The 12,934-nt window shown below is 39.7% G+C and carries 3 protein-coding genes and 1 CRISPR repeat array (1 of these 4 cut by a window edge); all 3 genes read left to right on the top strand.

Translation table 11 applies throughout. The features are described from left to right. From csm4 to FVF72_RS06205, 3 genes are read left to right on the top strand one after another with little or no spacing between them, the layout of a single operon-like run. Positions 1-912 (top strand): type III-A CRISPR-associated RAMP protein Csm4, encoded by a 912-nt coding sequence (gene csm4 / locus FVF72_RS06195; RefSeq protein ID WP_147671506.1) that lies wholly within the window; start codon positions 1-3, stop codon positions 910-912. Then, positions 913-1,989, top strand: a complete 1,077-nt coding sequence (csm5, locus tag FVF72_RS06200) for a type III-A CRISPR-associated RAMP protein Csm5 (RefSeq protein WP_147671508.1) — start codon at positions 913-915, stop codon at positions 1,987-1,989. After that, entirely contained in the window at positions 1,982-3,184 is a 1,203-nt protein-coding gene (locus FVF72_RS06205) for a TIGR02710 family CRISPR-associated CARF protein (RefSeq protein WP_147671509.1), read from the top strand. The genes csm5 and FVF72_RS06205 overlap by 8 nt, the downstream gene beginning before the upstream one ends. A gap of 1,112 nt (positions 3,185-4,296) precedes the next feature. Continuing rightward, positions 4,297-12,934: direct repeats of the CRISPR family, unit length 30 nt; unit sequence GTTAAAATCAGACCAAAATGGGATTGAAAT; it runs 503 nt beyond the window's last position.

Consider the following 12,934-nt stretch of genomic DNA (forward strand, 5'->3'; position numbering starts at 1 on the left):
ATGCTCGTCTACCTGAAACCAGAATCCTCCCTTCCTGAGCTCTCATCGGACACCATATTCGGCGCCATCATCCACAGTTTCAGCCAGCTGTATCCAGACGAGCTGGATGACATAATGGACCTCTTCACCTCCGACCCACCCTTCCTGGTATCATCCAGTTTCCCCTACATCGATGACGATGAAAGGGTGCGATTCTACCCTAAAATCATAACAGAACCAGAGAAGAGATACGACCCCCAGAAATTCAAGAAATACAAAAAGACGTCCCACATCCAGGAGGAGATCTTTCTTGACTGGATATCAGGGGAAATCGGAGAGGCAGATATTGTGGAGTCAATCGATGATTACAGGGTCTACAGGGGCCTCCTATTTGACAGTGAACTGGACCTTAAATTCGGTGAAGAGGAATTCGAGGAGCCACACAACGTTGTAAACAGAATCGAGAGAAAAACAGAGAACATCTTCCACATGACAAGGGTGTTCTATGATAACATGGGAAGATTCTTCCTTGTGAAGTTCAGGGATGAATCATTCAGACCATACCTTAAATCAGCCCTGAAATTTCTCTCTGACAGGGGTATGGGACCGGATGTCTCAACAGGGAAGGGACACTTCTCCTTTGAAATTGCCGAAAACAGACTCCAGGACAACGGAGGCGACAGGTTCCTGACCCTCTCAAGGTTCATACCATCCCCTGATGAGGTCAAGGCACTGGGTGCTGACGCATGGTTTGAACTCGGATCAAAAAGGGGGCGGGGCCCTGACGGTGAGATAAGAAGACGGGTCAGATTCTTCAGGGAGGGCTCAACCTTCAGGGACACAGGAAGGGAGTACTATGGGACCATAGTGAGGGCAGGGAAGTCTGCAGTGGAATATGGACTGGCATACAAGCTTACAGTGGGTGGTGGTTAATTGAAATGCACTCTTAAGGTGATAACCCCTGTTCACATCGGTAACGGTTTAAAATACGGGCCACAGGAATTCTACACAGGAAAGGGTAAGTCCGGTAAGAGGAAACTTGATATTTTCACACGGGTCGATACCACCAAGCTATACTCCAAACTTGATGAGAAAACACGTGAGAAGTTCCTTCATAATCTGACAACACCTGAGTTCAACCTTGATGGATTCTTTAAAGGATTTCCAGCGGCTAAAAAGGCGGGAAAAGAGTCTGTAAGATACAAAGGAATTCTCAAGACAAAAACGGGTCAGATAAAAGAGGTCAATGAACACATCAAAACCTCTGATAAACTCTACATTCCAGGCTCATCAATCAAGGGATCCATAAGAACAGCAATACTTTACCACCACATCAGGAACTCGGATCTTGAAAGAATTTCAGATGCCATCAATAGAAGAAGATACAGTGATTTAAAGAGCATCATTAACGGATTCTTCTCAGCGGAATCCAGAGATGCTGCAAAGAAGAGTGTAATGAGGTTCCTGCAGGTCACTGATACCAGCACAGTTAAAACTCCCTATCTACATGAAATGAAAGTTCTAAATGCTGGAAGGGGTTCGTTTGGATATAAAAATTTCCCGCTCCATCTTGAATTTATCCCCCGCAAAGAACTGGAATTTGAGATTAGGTCAACTTACACAGGGATATATGATGACATCGGCTTGGGGGATCGTAAGAAGCTTGCAGATCCAGAAACAGTAATTGAGTCATTATATGACTTCAGCAGGGACTACATTGAACATGAAATCGAATTTGCGTCAAAATACAGCATAGATTTCCTTGAGAAACTTTACAGAAAACTTAGGAAGATCAACTCCCCCAAAACTCCCCTCATGAGGATAGGTTACGGTAGCGGATTCCTTGCAACCACAATTGCCCTGAGGTTCAAGGAGGAGGACCCATCAACCTATGACTCAATAAGGAAACTTGCAGGAAGAAGAACATATTCATACGAATTCCCAAAAACAAGGAAACTTATAAACGGTAAAATACCTCCAGGCTGGGTTAAGGTGATCTTCAATGACTAAAAGGATACTCTTCATGACAGTGGGGACCGGTGTCGGGGACTCTGAGGATAGGGTGAGAAGCCTGGCACATGGACTTCTAAGTTCAATACACTACAACAGACCGGACAGGGTCATCTTCTTTGGATCTGATAAGAGCAGAAAAACAGTTGAATACATATCAGAGGAAGCAGAGCGGGAGGGTAAGGACCTACCAGAATATGAGTTCATTGAGGTTAATGATATTGACCGTGTGGACGAGTGGTTCAGCAGTATCGACCAGCAGATGAAAAAATACAGTGATGATGAGATAATAGTCGACTATACCTCTGGAACCAAGACGATGACATCAATAGCCTTCATAATGGCAGTCCTCTATGAAAAGGAACTTTCAGTGATATCAGGTTTCAGGGATAAAAACGGGACAGTACAGAGCGGCACAGAGACGATGATAAAACAGAATGTGTACCAGATCTATGATAAACTCAGAATAAGAAGGTTCAGGGAACTCTTCAACCTTGGAAGGTTTAAAACAGCCCTTGATGTCCTCAATGAAATTGTTCAGCATGAGAGAAAGGATGCCTACATCAAGCTGACAGAGGCGTATCTGCACTGGGACCTCTTTAATCATGAGAGGGCAATGGAGTGCCTCGAAAGTGAGGAGGTAAAGGAACTTGAGGAACTTGAGGATGTGTTGAAAAGGAATAAAAAGATACTGGGTCCGATTGTGAGTTCACGTAACGGTAGGAGAAAATTCAGGTACAGACCATTCCTCCCGGATCTTTTTGCTAATTCTAAGCGCAGAGCCTCTGAGGGGCGTTATGATGATGCTGCAGCCAGACTCTACCGTGCACTTGAGCTGATAGCGCAGATAGTCATTGAGGAAAAGTATGGTGATGAAACCGACAGCCTGAACCCTGAAAATTACAGCCTGAGTACAAGGTCAACACTTAAACTTGGCGCTAAGAACCAGGTGGCCCTTAAGAATGCCTACAGGTTACTTGAATGTGAAGGTCATGAGATTGGGAAGATCTTCAAGGAGGATAAGGAGATAATGGATCTCCTTAAGATACGTAATTACTCCATAATGGCCCATGGTCTTGATTCGGTTACAGAGGATGATTACCTGAGGTTTTATGAAAGGGTACTTGGATATGCACGCGTCATTGATGATAAGATAGACTCAAAGATAGAGGATGCCACTTTCCCTGAACTTTGATATTTTTTTGATGGGGGTCCTGTGGTCAGAAAGTGAATGAGGTTTATTTATACATTCAATTTTTTGGAGGATTTCCAGTTGGTGAAAACCGAAACTGCTCTTGTAATTGGGTTTCTGATTGCTCTTATTTTAAACCCTCTGGGCGCCCTTATTCTACTGGTGCTATTTATAATATGGTGTATCATTGATTAGTCGATATAACCTGTAGATTATGATTTGTCAGTTATTCCTGCAGTTGAAAGGCTTCCGGAGAAGAATTCACCCACAGTTCAAGATTATGATTTGTCAGTTATTCCTGCAGAGGTTTTAGGCTGCATAGGGATTCATTGTAGTGGTAACGCTATCAGGGCATCTAAGACGTCTTTTAGTTTAAGGCTGCACTCAGAGATTCATTGTAGATGCAAAATTAAGTCTCCAACGCTTTCCTGCAATGGCAAGCTGCATAGTGACTGACTGTAGATGCAAAATCAATCTGTAGGCTCTGATGGATGAGGATGCTTCTGAGGGCCTATGAAAGTTTTAGTTTTTGCATTGTAGATTTACAGCCCATCTTGAAAGAATCTATAGGCATCAAACTTCTTTTTTATTGTAGCGTATCTTTCAAGCGGTTCAGTATCTCATTTAATTATTTAAGGGCATTTAAATCATCTGATTTATAATTTGAGACATTATAAGGCTTTTTCAGGATTTTTAATGATTTTTTATAGATTTAACTATAAAAATTAGACATTAAAAATTTTATCGTACTTATATCACGCTATAAAATTTCAAATTATCATTTAAATACTTTATATCTTTTTTATTTCCATTCAGAGCCTTTTTAGAGGTTCGTTTTTCACAGGTTTTTCAACGTTGTCTTATAATAACTATATGTTATTTTAAGCTTCTTTTATCATTAAAAGACTTTATATTTGATTTTTGAATTTTTATCCTGTTAAAATTTCGATTATAATCTTTTTAAAAGTTTATGATCTTTATTTTTTACTTATGAAGCCTTACAGGGAGTCGTCTGTCAATATAAATGAACTGCATTATTGGGGATCGACAGATTTATAAGTCTGAGAGGAGAAATTTCAGAACGATAGGGGTCAAATAAAGAAAAAATCCGCCCTGTTAAAATCAGACCAAAATGGGATTGAAATCCTCAAGGATGGCGGATGGCATCTTAATAGTCATCTGTTAAAATCAGACCAAAATGGGATTGAAATAAAACAAAAACCAATAAAAACCAACAAAAACAAAAGTTAAAATCAGACCAAAATGGGATTGAAATGCTAAATCTAATTAAATATTTATTGCTGTCATTTAGTTAAAATCAGACCAAAATGGGATTGAAATGTTTATACTATCAATTATATCGCTGATCAATTCCTGGTTAAAATCAGACCAAAATGGGATTGAAATGATGCTGATAAGAATGATGCGGATGCACTGTGGAGCGTTAAAATCAGACCAAAATGGGATTGAAATATGTATTTTATTATTGATATGTCTGTTTTTATTGCATGTTAAAATCAGACCAAAATGGGATTGAAATGGATATTGGATATTAAATGTAAATTATTCTAAAAATATTGGTTAAAATCAGACCAAAATGGGATTGAAATGTTATTGTGTAGAATCTTGGAGTCCCTGATCCGGTTGAGTTAAAATCAGACCAAAATGGGATTGAAATGTTATTATGTTGCATTTGAAGAGTTGATACGCAAATGTTAAAATCAGACCAAAATGGGATTGAAATTGAAAATGATTTAAGAGGGGTTATTTACCCGAATAAGTTAAAATCAGACCAAAATGGGATTGAAATGGATCACTGTGAGGTATTTTCTCCCCTCGTGATCCAGTTAAAATCAGACCAAAATGGGATTGAAATATATGAGTATGCTCCCCCAGTCCTGTTCTTGCCAGGGTTAAAATCAGACCAAAATGGGATTGAAATTACTTCGTATGGGAGCTCTACTTTTCTTTCGTCTGTGTTAAAATCAGACCAAAATGGGATTGAAATTCAACTCAGAATACGTGGTGTTGGCAAGATCATTCTGTTAAAATCAGACCAAAATGGGATTGAAATGTTTATTGTTCTTTGCAGGATTTTCGGTTTGTTTTTGGTTAAAATCAGACCAAAATGGGATTGAAATTGAAAAACGGGTCAGTATCGATCTCACTGCTACGATTGTTAAAATCAGACCAAAATGGGATTGAAATTAAAAACGGATTATCCTTAACGAATAACTTCTCCTTGTTAAAATCAGACCAAAATGGGATTGAAATCATAGAATGCGAGTGGAGTGTCAACGAAGCCCGTGGGTTAAAATCAGACCAAAATGGGATTGAAATAAAAAATCAATGAAAATGGTGTGCATCACCCCTTTTTAGTTAAAATCAGACCAAAATGGGATTGAAATGTCAACGGTGTCATACTATGTTGAACTCAGCAGTTTCGTTAAAATCAGACCAAAATGGGATTGAAATTGAGGTCTTCGGTGACGACGCCGAAGCCCTCAAAATCCTGTTAAAATCAGACCAAAATGGGATTGAAATAAAGAAGATGGGAAGTCAGGGGCACAGCCCGATTTCGTTAAAATCAGACCAAAATGGGATTGAAATTCCTGAGCAGTTTCTCCGAGACTCTGATCCTATCCTGTTAAAATCAGACCAAAATGGGATTGAAATCAAAAACAGGAGGGTAACATCATCTCCTACCCCTACGTTAAAATCAGACCAAAATGGGATTGAAATCATATGATGATGAGGGCCTCAGGGAGGCCCTCCTAAGTTAAAATCAGACCAAAATGGGATTGAAATGACTGCAGGGGGGTTGTACAGGCATGTGGCTGATATGTTAAAATCAGACCAAAATGGGATTGAAATGATAGTCGATAAGGCGACACGTGGATTGCAGAGGGTTAAAATCAGACCAAAATGGGATTGAAATGTTTTCAGTTGCATCCATCATGAACCACCTCGTCTTGTTAAAATCAGACCAAAATGGGATTGAAATCAGCATCACGTGAGATGAGCAACAGCCTGATGAGTGTTAAAATCAGACCAAAATGGGATTGAAATCACAGGCAAGGGAATACTCCAAGGTAATCAGTGAAGTGTTAAAATCAGACCAAAATGGGATTGAAATAGGACTTGCAGGAGAAGGTGAAGGATCATGTTCTAGTTAAAATCAGACCAAAATGGGATTGAAATTAAAAGGTGATGTACGGGTACCATATGAAGAGTTGCGTTAAAATCAGACCAAAATGGGATTGAAATGAGATTTTGAAGGTGATGAGGCCCCCGGTGGTTAGTTAAAATCAGACCAAAATGGGATTGAAATCCTCAAATGTATCCGTCTCCTCGTCGAGGAGACGGGGTTAAAATCAGACCAAAATGGGATTGAAATTCAATTTTCGGGTTGAAACTGCTGAGTTCAACATAGTGTTAAAATCAGACCAAAATGGGATTGAAATAGGGCGATTAAGGAGACATTCACGGTTAAATCAGAGGGTTAAAATCAGACCAAAATGGGATTGAAATCTGCAGGGATGCTATTATCCTAGACTGCCTAGTAACGTTAAAATCAGACCAAAATGGGATTGAAATTCAGCACAGGAACACGGCAGGCCAGCACCGGTTTCAGGTTAAAATCAGACCAAAATGGGATTGAAATAGTTCAGCATATCATCAGTCTTCAAGGCGGTTCCGGTTAAAATCAGACCAAAATGGGATTGAAATGGAAACGGGTTGAGCTCGCATTCAAGGGTTCAGGGGTTAAAATCAGACCAAAATGGGATTGAAATTATCTTTTCAGCATGTCCTTGAACGTTTCAATATTCAGTTAAAATCAGACCAAAATGGGATTGAAATTGGTGATCTACAGCAGGAAACTATACAAGGAGGTTGTTAAAATCAGACCAAAATGGGATTGAAATGTATAGGGGCTGTGTTCTCTGATTTCCTCTTCAATGAGTTAAAATCAGACCAAAATGGGATTGAAATTTATTCTTTTTCGTTTCGTTAGGGTGCATAGTTGTACGTTAAAATCAGACCAAAATGGGATTGAAATATAGGAAAGCATTATACTGGCTGCTGTGCCGCCCATTGTTAAAATCAGACCAAAATGGGATTGAAATTAAATCAGCTACTCTCAGGGGCACTCGCAAGGCAGAGTTAAAATCAGACCAAAATGGGATTGAAATTTAATAATCTGGATAGTGCAACGGGGGGTTGGGCTTCCACTATGTTAAAATCAGACCAAAATGGGATTGAAATGTATTTCTGAATGAATTCGAGTATAAAGGCGTGAGAGTTAAAATCAGACCAAAATGGGATTGAAATAACGCCTGCACGGGGCCCTGCTGATGAACCTTAACCCGTTAAAATCAGACCAAAATGGGATTGAAATCTGTATGTCACTGTCTTTTTATTTTCTGTTTCGACGGTTAAAATCAGACCAAAATGGGATTGAAATAATCATGTTGCAGTCATGAGAATGACAACAAGTGGGGTTAAAATCAGACCAAAATGGGATTGAAATGGCGGAGGGAGTTCATCACTGAGGTCCTCGCCTTCCGTTAAAATCAGACCAAAATGGGATTGAAATTTTATTTTTTTGAGGGTGTACCCATCAATTCCCGTCTGTTAAAATCAGACCAAAATGGGATTGAAATCTGGGGCTAACCCGAATAGCTCGCCTTTACTGTTATGTTAAAATCAGACCAAAATGGGATTGAAATTCTTTTAACAGGTTCACGATGCTCTTATCTAATTTAGTTAAAATCAGACCAAAATGGGATTGAAATAACTACCCTTATAGTCATACTTCAGGGCTGGGAGGGGGTTAAAATCAGACCAAAATGGGATTGAAATACGGGATACCGAGGCCCTCGCAGCCAGATCAGAGAGGTTAAAATCAGACCAAAATGGGATTGAAATGGGGGAGACTATACCCCACCCCAGATGCTTAAACCGTTAAAATCAGACCAAAATGGGATTGAAATGAAGGGGTTCCGCCTCCTCTTCTTGGCCTCCTCCTCGTTAAAATCAGACCAAAATGGGATTGAAATTATCTCCATCAGATGGGACCCCTGTGGGGCTCCATGTGTTAAAATCAGACCAAAATGGGATTGAAATCTTAAACCGTTCGTAAAGCTGCTATGGTCCGCATCGAGTTAAAATCAGACCAAAATGGGATTGAAATGTCGGGGTGGAGTCGGACGCCGCCCCAGTGACTTGGTTAAAATCAGACCAAAATGGGATTGAAATACTGATAGAAGAGGAGGTCAGGGATGCAGAGGAAGGTTAAAATCAGACCAAAATGGGATTGAAATCTTATGGAAAAATCATTCTCCCGCAGACCGGTGAACGTTAAAATCAGACCAAAATGGGATTGAAATCTCATAGTTTCTCTGATGAAATACTACGTTATTTATGTTAAAATCAGACCAAAATGGGATTGAAATTCTGCGCTGTCGATGGGCAGTTCAATGACTGCCCATGTTAAAATCAGACCAAAATGGGATTGAAATTCATAGAAGAAAAAAAAGCCCTTGAGGGCGGTGATGAGTTAAAATCAGACCAAAATGGGATTGAAATACGGACACGAAGACAGACACACATTTCAATCCCATTGTTAAAATCAGACCAAAATGGGATTGAAATACCTCTTCAAGAAAGAGAACAACCGCGAACCCAAAATGTTAAAATCAGACCAAAATGGGATTGAAATTCTTTCACTTCACACCATCCCAATCCAGGTGCTTGAGTTAAAATCAGACCAAAATGGGATTGAAATCAGCGAGGAGGCTCATGAGCTGGTATCTGCGTGCATATGTTAAAATCAGACCAAAATGGGATTGAAATTATCTCCTCTCCATGTCCTTGAAAACCTCTAGAGTCAGTTAAAATCAGACCAAAATGGGATTGAAATCTTCACTGTCATCCTCCGCGAGATCGGGTACACGGTGTTAAAATCAGACCAAAATGGGATTGAAATTCTCCACGCGGCCTTCTATGGTTTCTTTTTCGTAGTAGGTTAAAATCAGACCAAAATGGGATTGAAATCATCTGGAGGGTCTCCACCTTCCACAGGCTCCCCCCAGTTAAAATCAGACCAAAATGGGATTGAAATGAGTGAAGATATTGATTCACTTATTCAGCTTAATTCGTTAAAATCAGACCAAAATGGGATTGAAATGATCATCTATATCCTCTCCTTCAGGTCCTCTCGGAGGGTTAAAATCAGACCAAAATGGGATTGAAATGGTTTGTTCATCCCCTCACACCCCCCCTCTGACATGTTAAAATCAGACCAAAATGGGATTGAAATCTTCATAGTAGACGCTTGGGGGGTTCTTGGTGATTAGGTTAAAATCAGACCAAAATGGGATTGAAATTGGTAGAGGGCTTTGTCTGCGTATATGTCACCAATGGTTAAAATCAGACCAAAATGGGATTGAAATAAGAGGCTGAGAAGCGCAGCGAAACCCTCCAAGCCCTGTTAAAATCAGACCAAAATGGGATTGAAATATGTTAGTGCGTATGACTTCGCCATCTCCCAGGCGAGTTAAAATCAGACCAAAATGGGATTGAAATTTTCAGCACATCATCCACAGTCTTCCGGTACTTGTGTGTTAAAATCAGACCAAAATGGGATTGAAATAAAGGGGAATTTGTATGTAAATACTACCAATTTGCTTGTTAAAATCAGACCAAAATGGGATTGAAATGATCATCCACATGATACCACCCGACCACCCCGAAAAGTTAAAATCAGACCAAAATGGGATTGAAATATGATGAGATAGCAGAAAGGAATGAGTTCTATATCATGTTAAAATCAGACCAAAATGGGATTGAAATTCTTCCCAGGCCTTTTCTTGCGGGGTCTGCGGGTTTGTTAAAATCAGACCAAAATGGGATTGAAATTGAGGCTATTACTGATTTCATAACCTCTCTACTTGGGTTAAAATCAGACCAAAATGGGATTGAAATCTCTGTTTCTTCACATCCCCCCCATGTGACTTATAAGTTAAAATCAGACCAAAATGGGATTGAAATTTGATCAGGGGGAATGGGATACCACCCCACCCAGCAGGTTAAAATCAGACCAAAATGGGATTGAAATTTTGGTTAGTGGTATCATTTATTCCACCTCCATTTCTGTTAAAATCAGACCAAAATGGGATTGAAATAGGATTTTCGGTTTGTTTTTGATTATCCTTTATATGGTTAAAATCAGACCAAAATGGGATTGAAATGTTCACACCACCCTCCAGGAGTTCATGGAGGAGGACTGGTTAAAATCAGACCAAAATGGGATTGAAATTTGTCTCTTGCGAATGATTTAACGTCTTCGACGCTAAGTTAAAATCAGACCAAAATGGGATTGAAATTAGAAATCTGCTCAAGTACTACCGCCAGAACCAACCCCGTTAAAATCAGACCAAAATGGGATTGAAATCTTGGAAGTAGCGTTTCAGTGGAGGGGTTGATGCGTTAAAATCAGACCAAAATGGGATTGAAATCAGAATCCTCTGGATGAGTTTCTGGGCGTGGGCCTCGTTAAAATCAGACCAAAATGGGATTGAAATAATGATGTTCTCCGCCAGGTCATCAATTCATCAGGGTTAAAATCAGACCAAAATGGGATTGAAATGAAAGCGCAGTGCAGAAGAAAGCCTTCGAGTACTATCGTTAAGATCAGACCAAAATGGGATTGAAATGATCTTCCATGATCTCATAGGCCCTGTCTTCCAGGGGTTAAAATCAGACCAAAATGGGATTGAAATCTCACAGATGTGCATGTGCAGCGCATCGAACACATGTTAAAATCAGACCAAAATGGGATTGAAATGCTATGTGGATGGTGAATAAGAAGAGGAGGATATGAGTTAAAATCAGACCAAAATGGGATTGAAATAGGAGCTCTTAGACAAGCTCTACTTCCTTGACATCATGTTAAAATCAGACCAAAATGGGATTGAAATTAGAAATCTGCTCAAGTACTACCGCCAGAACCAACCGTTAAAATCAGACCAAAATGGGATTGAAATGGATGTTCTCAGGGAGAAGTATGGGGAGGGGGATGTGTTAAAATCAGACCAAAATGGGATTGAAATCATGGGTCGTGCCATGCAGCCTCTAGGACCTGGTAGGTTAAAATCAGACCAAAATGGGATTGAAATTCTCTTTAAGTTCTCGAGATACCTCCGGGAGGCTTCGGTTAAAATCAGACCAAAATGGGATTGAAATGGGGGAATCTGGGCGATGCTACCTCCATGACATGATCGTTAAAATCAGACCAAAATGGGATTGAAATTGCAGGAGTTCTGCAGGCCTTTCTCACAGATTACATGTTAAAATCAGACCAAAATGGGATTGAAATTAGGTAGCTTCCGCCTCTTTGGCATCTATTTAAATTAGTTAAAATCAGACCAAAATGGGATTGAAATAAGTTCCTCAATTTGTATATGCACTCTTTCAAATCGGTTAAAATCAGACCAAAATGGGATTGAAATGTTGTGTCTGGCTCTGACTGTAACTGCCGCTGGCTTTGTTAAAATCAGACCAAAATGGGATTGAAATCTGCAGCTGCCAGTCTCTCAATCTCATCCGCATAGCGTTAAAATCAGACCAAAATGGGATTGAAATGCGTATCTCATCGATACGGAATTGGACTTCGTCGTCTGTTAAAATCAGACCAAAATGGGATTGAAATAGGCCAGTGAAGCCACAGAGCTGCCAACTGTGAGCATGTTAAAATCAGACCAAAATGGGATTGAAATTTAAATTATCAATATAAATTCGGGCGGCTTCTCTCCTAGTTAAAATCAGACCAAAATGGGATTGAAATGACCAAATTCTTCGTCTCCCCGCAGCGCACAGGTACGTTAAAATCAGACCAAAATGGGATTGAAATGTTAACTTCTACGAGGAGTCCTACCTCCTCTACACGTTAAAGTTAAAATCAGACCAAAATGGGATTGAAATGGGGCAATTGTGGTGGTGGTTTCAGCGCTCCTAGCCGCGTTAAAATCAGACCAAAATGGGATTGAAATACTACGCAGACACAAAGACAATCATGTTCCTCTCTGAAGTTAAAATCAGACCAAAATGGGATTGAAATAGGAAGAAACGGCGGAGTATCATGTTATCATTGTACTTGTTAAAATCAGACCAAAATGGGATTGAAATGCGTTATGATGCTTATGGTCGTTCTGTGTGGGTTAGGTTAAAATCAGACCAAAATGGGATTGAAATAATGGGGACTTTGAAGTGTCTGGCCGTGTTTACCCCGTTAAAATCAGACCAAAATGGGATTGAAATCAAAAATAATTTCAATGACGTCATAATCTTCAAAAAAAGTTAAAATCAGACCAAAATGGGATTGAAATCAAAAATAATTTCAATGACGTCATAATCTTCAAAAAAAGTTAAAATCAGACCAAAATGGGATTGAAATGTTTTTTATAAACAAAATATAATGAATGATGATCTTTGTTAAAATCAGACCAAAATGGGATTGAAATGATAGTACCATATTCCCCCCCATATCCTCCGCTTGAGGTTAAAATCAGACCAAAATGGGATTGAAATCTGTCTTCTTCGGGTTCTGTATCTCCTCCTGGACGGTTAAAATCAGACCAAAATGGGATTGAAATACTCATATGTCGCATTAGCAGTGCGCCGAGAATACGTTAAAATCAGACCAAAATGGGATTGAAATCAGGTTCGGCAGTTGATGTTGTGCTCTTTGTC

The sequence above is a fragment of the Methanothermobacter sp. KEPCO-1 genome (genome assembly GCF_008033705.1).
Lineage (GTDB): Archaea > Methanobacteriota > Methanobacteria > Methanobacteriales > Methanothermobacteraceae > Methanothermobacter > Methanothermobacter marburgensis.

Bases quoted from the DNA above. Each gene is read 5' to 3' on its own strand.
- csm4 (WP_147671506.1), top strand. From the start codon at position 1: ATGCTCGTCTACCTGAAACCAGAATCCTCCCTTCCTGAGCTCTCATCG.
- FVF72_RS06205 (WP_147671509.1), top strand. From the start codon at position 1,982: ATGACTAAAAGGATACTCTTCATGACAGTGGGGACCGGTGTCGGGGAC.